Source organism: Pseudomonas orientalis (genome assembly GCF_001439815.1).
In the GTDB taxonomy this organism is placed as follows: domain Bacteria; phylum Pseudomonadota; class Gammaproteobacteria; order Pseudomonadales; family Pseudomonadaceae; genus Aquipseudomonas; species Aquipseudomonas orientalis.
Window position 1 is genome coordinate 486,467 of the sequence record NZ_JYLM01000002.1, and the last position, 15,199, is coordinate 501,665.

Annotated in this window: 15 protein-coding genes and 1 tRNA gene; 9 read left to right on the top strand and 7 right to left on the bottom strand. The window is 61.7% G+C overall.

What is annotated here, in order from left to right; translation table 11 throughout:
* Nucleotides 1–8: 8 nt before the first annotated feature.
* Nucleotides 9–143 (bottom strand): hypothetical protein, encoded by a 135-nt coding sequence (locus TU82_RS29335; protein ID WP_276307137.1) that lies wholly within the window; start codon nucleotides 141–143, stop codon nucleotides 9–11.
* A 173-nt stretch (nucleotides 144–316) separates the two neighbouring features.
* Here TU82_RS29335 and TU82_RS06455 point away from each other — a divergent pair, with 173 nt between their 5' ends.
* Nucleotides 317–511, top strand: a complete 195-nt coding sequence (locus TU82_RS06455; protein WP_005788056.1) for a hypothetical protein — start codon at nucleotides 317–319, stop codon at nucleotides 509–511.
* Between the two features lie 12 nt (nucleotides 512–523).
* On the opposite strand, the gene TU82_RS06460 is transcribed toward TU82_RS06455, so the two are convergent.
* On the bottom strand, nucleotides 524–904 hold the full coding sequence (locus TU82_RS06460; RefSeq protein WP_057722298.1) for a hypothetical protein: 381 nt from the start codon (nucleotides 902–904) through the stop codon (nucleotides 524–526).
* Between the two features lie 235 nt (nucleotides 905–1,139).
* Between TU82_RS06460 and pvdQ the strand changes: the two genes are divergently transcribed.
* From pvdQ to TU82_RS06475, 3 genes are all read left to right on the top strand, one after another.
* The gene (pvdQ, locus tag TU82_RS06465) at nucleotides 1,140–3,419 is read left to right on the top strand and encodes a bifunctional acylase PvdQ (protein ID WP_057722299.1); all 2,280 of its coding nucleotides are present in this window, start codon (nucleotides 1,140–1,142) and stop codon (nucleotides 3,417–3,419) included.
* 222 nt (nucleotides 3,420–3,641) lie between these two features.
* Nucleotides 3,642–3,715 (top strand) — tRNA-Cys (locus tag TU82_RS06470).
* A gap of 223 nt (nucleotides 3,716–3,938) precedes the next feature.
* On the top strand, nucleotides 3,939–4,136 hold the full coding sequence (locus tag TU82_RS06475; protein ID WP_057722300.1) for a hypothetical protein: 198 nt from the start codon (nucleotides 3,939–3,941) through the stop codon (nucleotides 4,134–4,136).
* Between the two features lie 444 nt (nucleotides 4,137–4,580).
* Here TU82_RS06475 and TU82_RS06480 read toward each other — a convergent pair whose 3' ends face one another.
* A complete protein-coding gene (locus TU82_RS06480) occupies nucleotides 4,581–4,838 on the bottom strand; it encodes a hypothetical protein (RefSeq protein ID WP_057722301.1) in 258 nt (85 codons plus the stop codon).
* 227 nt (nucleotides 4,839–5,065) lie between these two features.
* Here TU82_RS06480 and TU82_RS06485 point away from each other — a divergent pair, with 227 nt between their 5' ends.
* Nucleotides 5,066–5,674 (top strand): LysE family translocator, encoded by a 609-nt coding sequence (locus TU82_RS06485; protein ID WP_057722302.1) that lies wholly within the window; start codon nucleotides 5,066–5,068, stop codon nucleotides 5,672–5,674.
* 362 nt (nucleotides 5,675–6,036) lie between these two features.
* Nucleotides 6,037–7,020: a GlxA family transcriptional regulator gene (locus TU82_RS06490; RefSeq protein WP_057722303.1), complete on the top strand. Its 984-nt coding sequence runs from the start codon at nucleotides 6,037–6,039 to the stop codon at nucleotides 7,018–7,020.
* Nucleotides 7,021–7,030: 10 nt separating this feature from the next.
* Here the strand turns inward: TU82_RS06490 and TU82_RS06495 are convergent, their stop codons facing one another.
* Genes TU82_RS06495 through TU82_RS06505 form a run of 3 tightly spaced genes read right to left on the bottom strand, consistent with a single transcriptional unit; the run spans nucleotide 7,031 to nucleotide 10,246 of the window.
* Nucleotides 7,031–8,278 carry an NAD(P)/FAD-dependent oxidoreductase gene (locus tag TU82_RS06495; RefSeq protein WP_057722304.1) on the bottom strand — a complete coding sequence of 416 codons (1,248 nt, stop codon included), beginning with the start codon at nucleotides 8,276–8,278 and terminating at the stop codon, nucleotides 7,031–7,033.
* A gap of 56 nt (nucleotides 8,279–8,334) precedes the next feature.
* Nucleotides 8,335–9,282 carry a dihydrodipicolinate synthase family protein gene (locus TU82_RS06500; RefSeq protein WP_057722305.1) on the bottom strand — a complete coding sequence of 316 codons (948 nt, stop codon included), beginning with the start codon at nucleotides 9,280–9,282 and terminating at the stop codon, nucleotides 8,335–8,337.
* Nucleotides 9,283–9,319: 37 nt separating this feature from the next.
* Complete coding sequence (locus TU82_RS06505) at nucleotides 9,320–10,246, bottom strand: 4-hydroxyproline epimerase (RefSeq protein ID WP_057722306.1); 927 nt, start codon at nucleotides 10,244–10,246, stop codon at nucleotides 9,320–9,322.
* A gap of 181 nt (nucleotides 10,247–10,427) precedes the next feature.
* Here TU82_RS06505 and TU82_RS06510 point away from each other — a divergent pair, with 181 nt between their 5' ends.
* Together TU82_RS06510 and treS are read left to right on the top strand one after the other, a co-directional pair.
* Complete coding sequence (locus tag TU82_RS06510; protein ID WP_057722307.1) at nucleotides 10,428–11,216, top strand: AraC family transcriptional regulator; 789 nt, start codon at nucleotides 10,428–10,430, stop codon at nucleotides 11,214–11,216.
* Nucleotides 11,217–11,923: 707 nt separating this feature from the next.
* Nucleotides 11,924–13,987, top strand: coding sequence for a maltose alpha-D-glucosyltransferase (treS, locus tag TU82_RS06515; RefSeq protein ID WP_057722308.1), 2,064 nt, complete (start codon nucleotides 11,924–11,926; stop codon nucleotides 13,985–13,987).
* Between the two features lie 92 nt (nucleotides 13,988–14,079).
* Here treS and TU82_RS06520 read toward each other — a convergent pair whose 3' ends face one another.
* Nucleotides 14,080–14,487 carry a hypothetical protein gene (locus tag TU82_RS06520; protein ID WP_057722309.1) on the bottom strand — a complete coding sequence of 136 codons (408 nt, stop codon included), beginning with the start codon at nucleotides 14,485–14,487 and terminating at the stop codon, nucleotides 14,080–14,082.
* 226 nt (nucleotides 14,488–14,713) lie between these two features.
* Here TU82_RS06520 and TU82_RS06525 point away from each other — a divergent pair, with 226 nt between their 5' ends.
* Nucleotides 14,714–15,172, top strand: coding sequence for an Hsp20 family protein (locus TU82_RS06525; protein ID WP_057722310.1), 459 nt, complete (start codon nucleotides 14,714–14,716; stop codon nucleotides 15,170–15,172).
* The last annotated feature ends 27 nt before the right edge of the window (nucleotides 15,173–15,199 follow it).

Consider the following 15,199-nt stretch of genomic DNA (forward strand, 5'->3'; position numbering starts at 1 on the left):
CGACGCGATCAGCGGTGCTCGTAGCCTGGACCACCGCCATAGTGATGGTCATGCCAGCCGCCGCCCCCACGCGGGAAAAAGAAGCAGCCGCTCAAGGTCAACATGGTCAGCAAGGGGATCAGCAGGGCGATTCGGCGCAGCATGTCTACATCCTCCGGGGTATTCACAAGATCGAACAGGCGCGGAACGAGCCAAAGCTTTTCATCGCCTGTAACATGAGACCTTGCCGTCCCCGGTCCATCCCCGTTTTCGGGTAGGTGCTTGGCATGCGCGGCGATACACAGTGGATACATTCTTAAAGGTGCAGGAACTCGTCATGACCCAAAAGCAACGTCTGAAATATTCGATTCTGATTGCCCTGGCCGTGCTGGCCTCGATGTTCGGTCTGTCCTACCTGCAGAACATTGGCGTGATCAGCGAAAAAACCTTCCAGTACCTGGCCATTGCGATTGCCGTGGTGGTGGTCGTGATCAACGGCATCATGCGTCGCAAGGTCAAGCCGCACTTCTGATGAACGCGTGATTCAGACGCGTCCCTCAAGCACTTTGGCAGCCTCTTCGTGGAGGCTGTAGCTCTTGTCGGCATTGAGGGTAATCACGCCCTCGCTGCACAGGCGCTTGAGCACCTCGCGCACACTGAGGAACGACAGCGGGATGCCCAGTTCCAGCAAATGGCCGTGCACGCCGCGCACGCCAAGGGTGCGCTGGTTGCCGGCCGCGGTGAGCAGGGCGTCGATGACCTTCAGACGAATCAGGCTGGTACGCAGGCCGAAACACTTGAGCAAATGGCGTATGCGCTGGTTGCCCTGCTGTTCCGGCGTTTTGCCGAACCCTTGCGGGCCGCTGCCGAAACCGGCCTCGGCGGTTGATGAGTGTCCATCCGTGGGCGCTTGTGGGTTGTACATGCAAAACTCCTTATCAGAGCCTGATCAGGAAAATGATGGTGCTCTTATTCAATAAGACGAACGAACGAGCAAAATCATGAAGTGCAGGATGTAGAAAATTTGTCGGTATCGGATTTGTCACACTGCGCTGGACAGGAATAAACCTGCCACGCGGCTAAATTATTCCCGGTGGGTTGCGTCCTAACGGTGGGGCAGTTGTCCCTATCGAGGGTGTTCAATTGACTGTGGAGTCGGCGTGATTATTTCCAACGGGTTGTCCAGGGTATGCGTGGCAGGGCTGTTGCTCGGGTTGAGCCTGGCGGCATCGGCGCGCGAGCAGGTGACGCAGGCGTCGGCCGAGATTCGGCGTACCACCTATGGTGTGCCGCACATCCGCGCCGACGATGAGCGCGGTCTGGGTTTTGGCATCGGCTACGCGTATGCCCAGGACAATCTGTGCCTGCTGGCCAATGAAATCGTCACGGTGAACGGCCAGCGCTCCAGGTTCTTCGGCCCCGAGCAGGTCACCCTGGAAGAGCGCAACAATCTCGCCAGCGATGTGTTCTTTACCTGGCTCAACACGCCTAGCGCGGTGGAGGCATTCTGGAGCGCGCAAACGCCGCAGATCCGCCAGCGTATCGAAGGCTATGTGGCAGGCTTCAACCGTTATCTGAAAGAGCAGGGCGCACCGGCGCAGTGTCAGGCGGCGTGGGTGCGTCCGCTGGTCAAGGAAGACCTGGTCAAGCTGACCCGCAGGCTGCTGGTGGAAGGCGGTGTCGGCCAATTCGCCGAGGCCTTGGTTGGCGCGACGCCTGCGCAAGCCACTGCCTCTGTGCAGCCGAGCGCGAAGGCGTTCGAACTGGCTGCGGCGCACCAACAGCGTTTCACCCTTGATCGAGGCAGCAACGCGGTGGCGGTCGGTCGGGATCGCTCATTCAATGGGCGCGGCATGCTGCTGGCCAACCCGCATTTCCCGTGGGTGGGCGGCATGCGTTTTTACCAGATGCACCTGACCATTCCCGGCCAGCTGGATGTGATGGGCGCGGCGCTGCCGGGCTTGCCGGTGGTGAATATCGGCTTCAACCAGCACGTGGCGTGGACGCATACGGTGGACACCTCCAAGCATTTCACCCTGTATCGCCTGACCCTCGACCCCAAGGATTCTACGCGTTACCTGCTCGACGGCAAATCGTTGCCCCTGGATAAAACCACGCTGACGGTACAGGCCAAACAGGCCGATGGCAGCCTCAAGGATGTCGCCCATACGGTTTACAGCTCGCAGTTTGGTCCCATTGTGCAGTGGCCCGGCAAGCTGGACTGGGACAGTCATTACGCCTACAGCCTGCGCGACGCCAACCTCGGCAACGACCGCGTGCTACAACAGTGGTACGCGATGAACCGTGCTGGCAGCCTCGACGAACTGCAAAGCTCGGTGCACACCCTGCAAGGCATTCCGTGGGTCAACACCCTGGCCGCCGATGACCAGGGCCAGAGCCTGTACATGAACCTGTCGGTGGTGCCCAACGTCAGCGCCGCCAAGCTCGCGCACTGCAGCGACCCCCGCGCCGGCCTGCAAATGATCGTGCTCGACGGCAGCCGCAGCGCCTGCGCCTGGGACATCGACCCGCAAGCCGCACAACCGGGCATCTTCCCGGCCGCCCAACTGCCGCAACTGCAACGCAGCGACTACGTGCAGCATTCCAACGACTCGGCCTGGATGGCCAATCCCAAGGCACCGCTCACCGGCTTCTCCCCGGTGATCAGCCAGGACAACATCGGCCTGGGCCCTCGTGCGCGTTTCGCCCTGCAGCGCCTTCAATCGCTGGAGAAACAACCGATCACCGTTGGTGAGCTGCAAAACATGGTCATGGACAACGAGGTGTACCTGGCGGGCCAAGTCATGCCTGACCTGTTGGCGTTCTGCGCCGAGCACCTGGGCAAGGATGCCGCCGCGCTCCAGCCACTGTGCAACAGCCTGAAAACCTGGGACCAACGCGCCAACCTCGACAGCGGCCTGGGCCTGGTGCATTTCATCAACCTGGTGGAACACCTGCAGCAGATCCCCGATGCCTGGCGCGTCGCCTTCGACCCGGCCCACCCGCTGACCACCCCAAGCGGCCTGGCTATCGACCGCGCGCCCGTGGCCAAAGCCCTGCGCGAAGCCATGCTCGCCTCCAGCGCCGCCGTCGACAAACTCGGCCTGAAGCGCTGGGGCGACCTCCAGGTTTCCGGCCAAACCCCCATCCATGGCGGTCCGCAAGAGCTGGGCATCTACAACGCCATGCAAACCGTGCCCCGCGCCGACGGCAAACGCGAAGTCGTCAGCGGTACCAGCTATCTGCAAATCGTCAGTTTCGACGACAAAGGCCCCCAGGCGGTAGGCATACTGGCGTTCTCCGAATCCAGTAACCCTGACTCAAAATACGCCAAGGACCAGACCCGGGCGTTCTCCGAGAAACAGCTGCGCCCACTGCCTTTCACCGAAGCCCAGATCAAGGCCGACCCGCAGTACCAGACGCAACGGGTGAAGGAGTAGGGCGCGCACGCAACCCCTTGATGCCAATGCGAAATATTTTTGAAATCAAGGGGTTGCGGGCAAAAGCAAATAAGTACATAATGGCGCCCATCGAACGCAATGAAGCATTAAAAACCTTAATGTATTCAATGAGTTAGGTAAGTTAGAGTAGAGGCGCGCTTCACAGAGCCCACTCAAGTTTGTATGCGGTGAGTGCCGGCAACACAGGCATTGATCGTTTGAGGCCGAGTAGCAAAATGGTTATGCAGCGGATTGCAAATCCGCCTACGCCGGTTCGATTCCGACCTCGGCCTCCACTCTTGAAAACCCCGTAGATTAGCGTCTACGGGGTTTTTTATTGCCTGTAAAAAACTGGAAGGTGCATCTACGCAAGGATCAGGACTGAGAACATCAAATGTGGGAGGGGGCTTGCCCCCTCCCACATGGGGGTCACCATTCGTCTATCAACCGGCACTCTGCCTGCCATGGCGTTTCTGAATATCAAGCGCGGATATCCCGGGCGTATGACGGAGAGCCAGCATGTACATCAACGAGAATGCCCCAGGTAACCTGTCCCAGCAGGCAGTCACTCGTAGCACCGATAACGAAACAGGCCACGATCCGAAGCGTGATGAGGACAATATTCCGCTACCGCCGGACGACGACGCGCCGTTGGAGGAGGATATGTCGGATGTGGATGCGGCCGATTCGGTGGCGAGTGAGCATCCGGATAACTAGTGATTGATTCAAGCTCATGAACCCGGCCTGGCGCCGGGTTTTTTTGCGGTGCAGAACGCCCCGGCCACCGTTTCATCAAATCCTGAATCAGTAGTTTTCGACGAATGACGCGTCTAGATCAAGGGTTCTGGCCCAGGAAGGGTTGTCACCTACGCCCTGGCCGACTACCCTGAAATTGTTTGTATTGTTACAAACAATTTCGGTGTGGCTGTTTTCCGGTCACACGGCTTCAGGATGAGGAACGAAAAATGTTTTCACACGAAGGTACCGCGCTAGAGCTTTTAACCCTGGTTTTCGGCGTGACGGCTCTACTTCTGGTGATATGGTCTGTCCACCACCAATACGAACTCAGGGCGCGAAAGCGTGTAAAAAAACAACAAGCTGAGGGCGGCCAGCATTCAACGCAACACCGCTGATTGGCCCAATGCAGCGTTGCGGCTGGTCTCAGCCAGCCGCTTCAGAGCGATTGATTCGCTGCTCTTTGACTTCATTCGCGTAGTCCTCAAGGCGTTTCTGCTGCACAGCCAGCAGTTCGCATACTTTGATCAGCAGCGCCGCTTGATTACCCGCCTTGCCGTCGGCCGCCATGGCCGTCAGTTCAACCACCGACCAGCCGATCACTGCGCCGGCATCTTCAAGGTCGTAGAACAGTTCCTGCTGCGCAGTCCTGGGACCGCCGAGATCGTCTATCAAAGCGTCCATTCTGTGTATCCGGAAAAAATCACGGGCAAAGAAAAGCCCGCGATGGGGGAGCGGGCTAAAAGGTGTTCATGTAGGAGCTGGGGTAACTTTAGGCGTGCGTCTGTGAAAGCTTCGTGAAACCCATGTCGTCAAAGTGTATTCCTCGATCCAGTGCCAGCTGTATGGGGCGATAAACCGCACAACCCTCTACTGTCGCAGGACATCAACCCCCGCTTGGATGCCGCGCCATGTTCATGTCCACCAGTCTTCTGTCAGCCTTTGTGCTGTTCGCTTTCGTGTCTTCGATCACCCCAGGGCCCAACAACACCATGTTGCTGGCCTCTGGCGTGAATTTCGGCTTTCGCCGTTCTATGCCCCATGCGCTGGGCATCAGTATTGGCTTCATGGTGCTGGTAATTTGTGTGGGGCTGGGCCTGGGCGAAGTGTTCAAGCTGTTCCCGTGGGCGTACACGCTGTTGCGCTATGTCGGTGCCGCTTATCTGCTGTACCTGGCCTGGAAGATCGCCAACGCCGGCGGCATGGCGGACAGCGATGACGAACAGGGCAAGCCGATGACCTTTCTCGGCGCCGCGGCCTTCCAGTGGGTCAATCCCAAGGCGTGGATCATGGCACTGGGCGCGATCACGACCTATACGCCGGCCGAGGGCTACGTGACCAACGTGCTGGTGATTGCCCTGGTGTTTGCCGTGGTCAACCTGCCAAGTGTGTGCGTGTGGGTCGGCTGCGGCAGCGGCTTGCGCAGTGTATTGCGCGAGCCGCGCTGGTTGCGGGCGTTCAACTGGACCATGGCGGGGTTACTGGTGCTGTCGTTGTATCCGATGCTTGTTGTGGGGTGACAGCCCCACTAGACCGGGGAGATAGTCGCCAGCAAACCGATGCCGATGGTCAATACCAGGAAACCGAACAGGAAAATAGCCATCTTGGTCATAAGGCCTCCAAAGGGAAGGGGACGACAGGAATGTCGGATGGCGCCATTGTCCGCTTCAGGCGGTTTTCGATACAGAGGCAGATGGCGCGAAAAAAACCGTATCAGATGGCGCGCCAGCGCCTGGGTCACAGGTTTTCAGGCGCCACCGGTTTTTGCTGATCAGCGGCAGGGAGTGAGACAGCTGCCGCGTTTGCCCCTAAGATAGCGCCCACTGCATCAACAATAAGAGTGGGCCAACCCTCGATGGAAAGACGCCAGTTCAGCGGTGGCATGAAGGGTAAGAACCTGCGCTACCTCAATGACAACTCCCAGCAGACGGCGGCGGTCACCCGCATCGGCTTCCTGCTGCTCGAACACTTCTCGCTGCCTGCCTTCACCCAGACCCTCGACACGCTGGTCACCGCCAACCTGCTGCGCCCCGAGCTGTTTGCCACACGCACGTTCGGTTGGGACGAGCGTGAGATTATCAGCGACCTGGGCCTGGTCATCCGTCCCGATGCGCGCCTGGAACCGGGCGTGTTGCAGGCGTTGGACCTGCTGGTGATCTGCGGTGGGTTTCGCACCGAACTCAAGGCCAGTGAAGACTTCATCCACATCCTGCGCGCCGCTGCCGAACAGGGCATCGGGCTTGCCGGCCTGTGGAACGGCTCGTGGTTTCTCGGCCGCGCCGGGTTGTTGCACGGCTACCGTTGCGCCATCCACCCGGAGCACCGCCCGGCGCTGGCGGAGGTGTCCAAGGCCGCGCAGGTGACCAGCGAGCCCTACGTGATCGACCGCGACCGCCTGACCGCTTCCAGCCCCTCGGGCGCCTTCCATATGGCCCTGGACTGGATCAAGAGCCTGCACGGCAAGGCGTTGGTCGAAGGCATCGAAGACATCCTCGCCTTCGAAGAGTCGCGCTACCGACGCATCAAGCCGACCGAAAACGTCTGCGTCAGCGCACCGCTGCGCGAAGTGCTCAAATTGATGGACGCCAACCTGGAAGAACCCCTCGAGCTCGACCAGCTCGCCGTCTACGCCGGCCGCTCGCGTCGCCAGCTGGAACGCCTGTTCAAGGAGCAACTGGGTACCACCCCGCAGCGCTATTACATGGAGTTGCGCGTGACCGAAGCGCGGCGCCTGTTGCAGCACACCGAGCTGTCGCAGGTGGACGTGCTGGTGGCCTGCGGGTTTGTGTCACCGAGTCATTTCAGCAAGTGCTACAGCGCGTATTTCGGCTATCGGCCCTCCAAAGAGAAGCGGTTGGTCAAATAAAAAGGCTTTATCAGAACCGCTCCAGTCGATACGCCTGCAATCCCGGCACCTCCTCACCGCCTGCCAGCCCGGCGATTTTTTCCGCCGTCACCGCTGCCTGGGTCAACCCTAGATGCTGATGACCAAACGCAAGCAGCACCTTGGCGTCGCACACTCGGTCGATGATCGGCAGTGAGTCCGGGAGGGAGGGCCGAAAGCCCATCCATGGCGTAGCGTCGGCAGCGTCCAGCGGCTGGCGGAACAGGCCGTCGCTCAAGCGGTGCAACTGCCACGCCCGCTGCATGTTGGCCGGACGTTCCAGGCCGGCGAATTCCACGGTGCCGGCCAGGCGCAGGCCGTCGGCCATGGGGGTCATGATGAATTTGCGCTCCAGTGAGGTGACGGCGAAGGGCAGGCGCTGGTGTTCGTGGGGCAGCATCAGGTGATAGCCGCGTTCGGTGTCCAGCGGCACGCGTTTGCCGGTGAGGGCGGCAGTCAGCGCCGCCGAGTGGGCACCGCAGGCGATGAGGACCTGGCGCGCCGTCACTGCGCCTTTATCGGTCATCAATGAAACGCCGTCATCTTCGACACGGCCATCCACGACGCGCCGTTGCAGGAATGTCACGCCAAGGGCCTTGGCGGCGCTCACCAACTCGCTCACTACCTGGTACGGGTCGAGGAAATGCCCCGTAGCGGGAAAAAACAGACCGCCCCGTATCGCCTCGCCCAACTGCGGCGCCGCCGTGTGCACGGCTTCAGCGGACCAGAACGCAACCGGCACGCCTTGTTGCTGCATCCGTTGTTGCAAGGCATCCAGCGCCGTGCGGGATTCGGCGTGCTCGTAGACCAGCAGCGAACCCTCTTCGCGCAGCAGCTGCGGTTGCCCGATAGAGCGCAACAACCGCTGCCACGCGCCCAGGCTGGCTTCGTTCAGCGCGCGAATGCCGGCGACGGTGCGCCGGTAGCGTGTCGGTCGCAGGTTCAGCAACAAGCGCACGAACCAGGGCAGGGCGCGGGGCAGGTAGGTCCAGTCCAGGCGCAGCGGGCCCATGGGGTCGAACAGCATGGCCGGCAGGCGCTTGAGAATCGACAGGTCGGCGATGGGAAAGACCTGCTCGGTGGCCAGGTGCCCGGCATTGCCATAGGACGCGCCCATGCCGGGCGCTTGCGCGTCGATCACCAGCACTTGCCGTCCTTGTCGCGCCAGTTGCAAGGCGCAGGCAACGCCGATGATGCCGGCGCCGACCACGACGATGTCGGCTGAGTGGGGGTTGGCCATCGCTAAAGCCGGGGCTACTGCGTAGCCAGCGGGAGCAAGCTCCCTCGCCACAGGGATCAAGCGACATTCTGCTCGGCCGACCAGTTGGCGTACCACTGGCGGAACAGTGCGTACTGCTGCTCGGCATAACGGCGCTGAGCGTCGCTGAGCACATCGGTTTCGTTGAAGTGCAGGGCATAGCCCTGGTCGCCGTTGAGCACCATCAGGTGCTTGTAATACAGCACCAGGTCGCAGCCTTCGTCGAACGAGGACAGTACCGCCAGTGCGGCTTCCAGCTCGCGGGCCTGGCGCCGGGCCTTGGCATCGCCCCTGGCGGCCAGTTTGCTCAGCGCCACCAGTTGCAGCACTTCCCGTGGCAGCGCATTGCCGATGCCGGTGATGGCGCCGGTGGCATTGCAGTTGACAAAACCGTGCACCACCTGGGTATCGACACCCACCATCAGGGTCACGTCGTCGTCCTGGGAAGTAATATTTTCCGCCGCATAACGCAGGTCGGCGGCGCCGCCGAATTCCTTGAAGCCGATCAGGTTCGAGTGCTCGCGGCGCAGTTCGAAGAAAAGATCGGCGCGGGTGGCAAAACCGTAGTACGGGCTGTTGTAGATCACCGCCGGCAGGTTGGGCGCCGCCTTGAGGATCGCCGCGAAGTGGGCCTTTTGCGCGGTGGCCGAGGCGCCACGGGACAGCACGCGCGGAATCACCATCAAGCCATGCGCGCCAACCTTGGCCGCATGCGCGGCGTGAGACACGGCCTCACGGCTGTTGACCGCGCCGGTGCCCACAATCGTCGGTACGCCGGCGGCCACCAGGCGCGCCACGCCTTCCTGGCGTTGGGCTTCGGTGAGCAGCGGCCAGTCGCCCATGGAACCGCAATACACCACGGCGCTCATGCCGATATCGATCAGTTCGCGGCCCTTGGCCACCAGGGCGTCGAAGTCCGGTTGGCGCGCGGCGGTGCAGGGCGTCATCAGGGCGGGCATGCAGCCGGTGAAGATGGTGTCGCTCATGGTGCTGACTCCTTGGTACTTGAGTATGAGGAAGGGCTCAGATGCCCCAGGCAAAAGGGTCCTGCTCGTCGATCAGCAAGATGCTGTCGGCGGTCATGTGGGCGCGGCCGGTGATGAACGGGCGTATGCGTTCGCCGTCCCATTCATAGCGGGCCAGGAATCGGCTGCCGGTGATGCTGGCCTGCACCCAGGGCTCATCGGGGCCGAGCTTGCCGTCGGCCGCCAGGCAGGCGAGCTTGGCGCTGGTACCGGTGCCGCAGGGGGAGCGGTCATAGGCCTTGCCGGGGCACATCACGAAATTGCGGCTGTCGGCGTCGGCGTCATCGGCGAACAGTTCGATGTGGTCGATCAGCGCGCCGTCTTCGCCATGGATGCCCTGGGCTTCAAGGGCCCTGAGCATGGCCCAGGTGTAGTCGGTGAGGGCGTCGACGTTGTTCATCTGCAGCGCCTGACCGTGGTCGGACACCAGGAAAAACCAGTTGCCGCCCCAGGCAATATCCCCCACCACCGCGCCGTGCCCGGGCACCTGCACCTCGACGTGCCGGCGATAGCGATAGGCGGGGACGTTGCGCAGAGTCACCGTGCCGTCGGCCTGCAGCGTGGCCGCCACCGGACCGACCGGTGTATCGAGGCTGTGCACGCCCGGCTCGATCAGCCCCTGGTAGTGCAGCGAGGCAACCAGGCCGATGGTGCCGTGTCCGCACATGCCCAGATAACCCGCGTTGTTGAAGAAGATCACGCCACAGGTCGCGCCCGGGGTGACCGGCGCGCAATACAGCGCGCCCACCAGCACGTCGTTGCCGCGCGGTTCCAGCAGGCAGGCGCGGCGCCATTGATCGTGATGCGTGCGCAGGTCGTCGAGCTGATCGGCGATTGTGGCGCCGGCCAGTGTGGGGAAGCCATTCATGATCAGGCGCGTGGGTTCGCCGCCGGTGTGGGAGTCGATAACGTGCAGGCGTTTCATGCAAGGCTCCATCAGTGGGTGGCCGGAGAAAGTGCGGTGCTATCGTGAACCCCATGAACGGGCGGCGATTGATGGTTTGCATCGGGATGGATGACGAATTCAGCACAGTTTCAGCGCTCGACAGTGTGTCGGGCCTGGGGCAATCTGCTCGGCGTCGGGGTCGGAAACGGGCGATTAAGTCATGGTGCAGCACGTGTTTGCGCGTCTCTTGCAGGGCAGTCGCCCCCACAGCATCGAGCAGTTGCTGACGGGCGCGGCGCAGCTGTTGCCGTTGCTGGACGTGCTCCCCAACGCGGCGATTTTCATCAAGGACATCGAGGCCCGCTACGTGCTCGCCAACCGCACCCTGGTGCAGCGCTGCGGCCTGCGGCACCTGCAACCGCTGCTGGGCAAGACCAGCGCCGAAGTGTTCCCGGCGCAACTGGGGCCGGGCTATACCGAACAGGACCGGCGGGTGCTGCAACAGGGGCTGGTGCTGGAAGACCAGCTTGAGCTGCACCTTTACGGCAGCCGCGAACCGGGCTGGTGCCTGACGCACAAATGGCCGTTGTATAACGATGGCGGCGCGATCATCGGCCTGGCCGGCATCTCGCTCGACCTGCAATCGGCCAGCCAGACCCATCCCGCCTACCAGCGCCTGGCGGCGGTGGACGAATATATCCGTGCTCACTTCAACCGCCGTGTCACCCTCGGTGAACTGACGCGCCTTGCTGGCATTTCCGTGGCGCAGCTGGAACGCTACTGCAAGCGCGTGTTCCACCTTACGCCCCGGCAAATGATCCAGAAGGTGCGGCTCGAGCATGCCCATCGATTGCTGCACAGCGAACTGCCGATTACTGAAGTCGCGTTGCAGTGCGGCTATACCGACCACAGCGCGTTCACCCGCCAGTTCAAGGCGTCGACCGGGTTCACGCCCAGGCAATACCGGCAGGCCACGCAACAGGTGTGGGAGGGGGATTGCTCCCGATAGCGGCCTCAGAGCCGACCGGGATTTTTTGTCGATCCTGGCCCAAATGTGGGAGGGGGCTTGCCCCCGATGGCGGCCTCTGGGCCGACCAGGATGTTGGATCGGACCGAGTACATATCCGTTTCTGCGGTCACGGCTGCTATGGGTTCCGCTTTTACAGCGGCTCACTTTTGAAAAGCCGGAATGCCGGCCCAGTCAAAAGTAAGCAAAACGCTCTTGCCCCACCACTCGGCACCTCGCTTGGGCTCGGTGTGCCCGAACGCAGGCTTGAATCCGTGGGCCGCCGCAATGGGCCATCCCTGGCCCAGTGCGGCTAACCCGGCGTCCTGCCGGGTTACCCACGGATTCAAGCCTGCGTTCGGCCAGCGTGGTTTAACGGGGCGCCTAAGATCAAAAGCCAGATCAAGAGCGACTCGCTTCGCATCGTGGTTACCGTCGGCTGCTACGGTCTGGAAAGTTGTGTAGATACCTATGCCCCGATAACACTATGCCCCGATAGCAGGCAGCCAGACAGCGATGTGTAAGCTGACACACTGCAATCGGGGGCAAGCCCCCTCCCACATTGGACCGAGGCGTGTCAGTTGGGATGCCGTCACTGGGGCAAGCGCCTCCCAGATTTGGATAGGGATCTGCATCCCGATGCAACGAATCGCCCCGGTCGTCGCTCCTATGCTTACGAATCACCTTTAACGACCACAGGTATCAGGCTTATGACGGCGGCGGACAACGATCATGTGAATTGGCTGGTGCAACAGTCCATGCTGAACGCGGCGCGCCAGCGCGCCAAGCTCTATTCGGGGCAGGGACGGATGTGGCAGCAACCCTTCGCACAAACGCGCCCGCGTGACGCTTCAGCCCTGTCATCGGTATGGTTCACGGCATATCCGGCGTCGATCGTGACCCGCGAAGACGGCACGGTGCTGGAAGCGCTGGGGGACGAAACCTTGTGGCATGCGTTGTCGAAAATCGGCATCCAGGGCATTCACAACGGGCCGCTGAAAAAGTCCGGCGGTTTGTCCGGTACCCGACACACGCCGACCATCGACGGCAACTTCGACCGCATCAGCTTCGACATCGACCCGCAACTGGGCACCGAGGCGCAGTTGCAGGCGCTGACGCGCATGGCCGCTGCGCACAACGCGGTGATCATCGACGACGTGATCCCCTCGCACACCGGCAAGGGCGCGGATTTTCGGCTGGCGGAAATGGCCTATGAAGACTATCCCGGCCTGTATCACATGGTCGAAATCCGCGAAGAAGACTGGGCGCTGCTGCCCGACGTCGCCGAAGGCCGCGATGCGCAGAACCTCAGCCCGCCGCAGGTGGACGCACTGCGCGACAAGCACTACATCGTCGGCCAATTGCAGCGGGTGATTTTCTTCGAGCCCGGCGTCAAGGAAACCGACTGGAGCGCCACGCCCGTGGTGGTAGGTGTCGACGGCAAGCCGCGCCGCTGGGTGTACCTGCATTACTTCAAGGAAGGGCAGCCGTCGCTGAATTGGCTCGACCCGTCATTCGCCGCCCAGCAGATGATCATCGGCGACGCGCTGCACGCCATCGATGTGATGGGCGCCAAGATCCTGCGCCTGGACGCCAACGGCTTTCTCGGCGTGGAGCGCAAGCTCGACGGCAGCGCCTGGTCGGAAAGCCATCCGCTGTCGATCACCGGCAACCAGTTGCTGGGCGGTGCGATTCGCAAGGCCGGTGGTTTCAGCTTTCAGGAACTCAACCTCACCGTCGACGATATCGCCTCCATGTCCCACGGCGGCGCCGACCTGTCCTATGACTTCATCACCCGGCCGGCCTACCAGCATGCGTTGCTGATGGGCGATGCCGAGTTCCTGCGCCTGATGCTGCGCCAGATGCACAGCCTCGGCATCGACCCTGGCTCGCTGATCCACGCGCTGCAGAACCACGATGAACTGACCCTGGAACTGGTGCACTTCTGGACCCTGCATGCCCATGACAGCTTCATGTTCCAGGGCCAGACCTTCCCCGGCAACATCCTGCGCGAGCATATCCGCGAGCAGATGTACGAACGCCTGACCGGCGAACACGCGCCATATAACCTTAAGTTCGTCACCAACGGCGTGTCCTGCACCACCGCCAGCATCATCACTGCGGCCCTGGGCATTCGCGACCTGGACGCGATCACCGCAGCCGATGTGCAGCAGATTCGCCAGATCCATTTGCTGCTGGTGATGTACAACGCCATGCAGCCGGGGGTGTTTGCGCTGTCCGGTTGGGACCTGGTGGGCGCCTTGCCGTTGGCCGCCGAAGAGGTCGGGCATTTGATGGCCGATGGCGACACGCGCTGGATTCATCGCGGCGCCTACGATCTGGTTGACCTCAACCCCGACGCCGAACTGTCGGCCGGGCAGATGCCGCGTTCCAGAAGTCTGTATGGCAGCTTGAACAGCCAGTTGCAGGACCCGCACTCCTTCGCCTCGCAATTGCAGAAGATCCTCGGCGTGCGCCGCGCCTATGACATTGCCGCCAGCCGCCAGATTCTGATTCCGGACGTCGAGCACCCGGGCCTGCTGGTCATGGTGCACGAGTTGCCGGCAGGCAAGGGCACCCAGATCACGGCGCTGAACTTCGGCGCGACGCCGATCACCGAATCCCTGCACCTGCCCAACATCGCACCGGGGCCGGTGGTGGACATCATCAATGAGCGAGTGGAAGGGGATTTGACCGAGGAGGGCACCTTTACGATTACGCTGGATGCCTATGAAGGACTGGCACTGCGGGTGGTGAGCAGTACGCCGATGTAACTGCGGTAAGGGCGGTCTCTTACACGCCGGGTTGAAGGACGTTTTAATATCGTTCAACCCGGCGAGTGTGCTGAGGGGACAGCGTCAGAGGATCAGCGATGCTTGTTCTTGTGTTTATGCTTGTTGCCTTTGTGTTTCCCGCCGTCATCCCCCAGGTTGTTGCCCACCGCACCGCCGGCGGCGCCACCGAGGCCTGCGCCGATGGCCGAACCGGTGCTGCCGCCCAAGTGATTGCCGATCACTGAACCACCCGCAGCGCCAACTCCGCCGCCCAGTGCCGCTTCCGCTCGATTGCCTTTGCGCGCGCCCACCGCGCTGCCGGTCGCACCGCCTACACCGGCGCCTATGGCCGCACCGGTCGAGCCACCGAGCTGCCCGCCCACGACATTGCCCAGCACGCCGCCGACACCGCCGCCCAGCGCGGCGGTGCCATCTCCGGCGGCCAAGGCGCCTTGGGAGATCAGGATGCCCAATGCCAGGGCTGGGAGAGTCATTTTCATTTTTTATACCTCAAGGGCTGTCTCAGGCGCTCACGGGGTAAAGCACGCCTGTGTTGAGATTAGAGCACAGGCGCTGACCCCGCCGTTCCTGCGACAGCGATATCGGCAAAGAAAAATTTTTCTCAGCCCTATTGAAAACCTTTTGAGCGTCCATAAATGTTTGATCACGCGATGCCGAATGCGGGTCGCGTGCTAAATCACTTGGAGAAACTCAGGAGATTTTAAAATGGCTACTACCCTTTCGTTGGCCCCACTGTTCCGTCAATCGGTGGGCTTTGATCGTTTCAACGACCTGTTCGAGTCGGCGCTGCGCAGCGAGGCTCCGAATTCCTATCCACCTCACAACGTGGAAAAGCACGGTGATGACGCCTACCGGATCGTCATCGCAGTGGCTGGCCTGACCGAGGAGGATCTGGATATCCAGGTCGAACGAGGCGTATTGACGGTTTCCGGCGGCAAACGCGAAACCGACGAGAAGGTCGCTTACCTGCACCAGGGCATCGCCCAGCGTGCTTTCCGGTTGTCGTTCCGCCTGGCGGATCACATCGAAGTGCGCGGCGCAGCCTTGAACAACGGGCTGCTGAGCATCGACCTGCTGCGCGAGGTGCCTGAAGAGGCCAAACCCAAGCGCATCATGATTGGTGGCGAAGCCAAGCCTGAGCTGCGTCAGGTAAGTTTGCAGTAACGCAATCGGCGGTAAGAAGGCGCTCTT

Bases quoted from the DNA above. Each gene is read 5' to 3' on its own strand.
- TU82_RS29335 (WP_276307137.1), bottom strand. From the start codon at position 143: ATGCTGCGCCGAATCGCCCTGCTGATCCCCTTGCTGACCATGTTGACC.
- TU82_RS06455 (WP_005788056.1), top strand. From the start codon at position 317: ATGACCCAAAAGCAACGTCTGAAATATTCGATTCTGATTGCCCTGGCC.
- TU82_RS06460 (WP_057722298.1), bottom strand. From the start codon at position 904: ATGTACAACCCACAAGCGCCCACGGATGGACACTCATCAACCGCCGAG.
- TU82_RS06475 (WP_057722300.1), top strand. From the start codon at position 3,939: ATGTACATCAACGAGAATGCCCCAGGTAACCTGTCCCAGCAGGCAGTC.
- TU82_RS06480 (WP_057722301.1), bottom strand. From the start codon at position 4,838: ATGGACGCTTTGATAGACGATCTCGGCGGTCCCAGGACTGCGCAGCAG.
- TU82_RS06485 (WP_057722302.1), top strand. From the start codon at position 5,066: ATGTTCATGTCCACCAGTCTTCTGTCAGCCTTTGTGCTGTTCGCTTTC.
- TU82_RS06490 (WP_057722303.1), top strand. From the start codon at position 6,037: ATGAAGGGTAAGAACCTGCGCTACCTCAATGACAACTCCCAGCAGACG.
- TU82_RS06495 (WP_057722304.1), bottom strand. From the start codon at position 8,278: ATGGCCAACCCCCACTCAGCCGACATCGTCGTGGTCGGCGCCGGCATC.
- TU82_RS06500 (WP_057722305.1), bottom strand. From the start codon at position 9,282: ATGAGCGACACCATCTTCACCGGCTGCATGCCCGCCCTGATGACGCCC.
- TU82_RS06505 (WP_057722306.1), bottom strand. From the start codon at position 10,246: ATGAAACGCCTGCACGTTATCGACTCCCACACCGGCGGCGAACCCACG.
- TU82_RS06510 (WP_057722307.1), top strand. From the start codon at position 10,428: ATGGTGCAGCACGTGTTTGCGCGTCTCTTGCAGGGCAGTCGCCCCCAC.
- treS (WP_057722308.1), top strand. From the start codon at position 11,924: ATGACGGCGGCGGACAACGATCATGTGAATTGGCTGGTGCAACAGTCC.
- TU82_RS06520 (WP_057722309.1), bottom strand. From the start codon at position 14,487: ATGAAAATGACTCTCCCAGCCCTGGCATTGGGCATCCTGATCTCCCAA.
- TU82_RS06525 (WP_057722310.1), top strand. From the start codon at position 14,714: ATGGCTACTACCCTTTCGTTGGCCCCACTGTTCCGTCAATCGGTGGGC.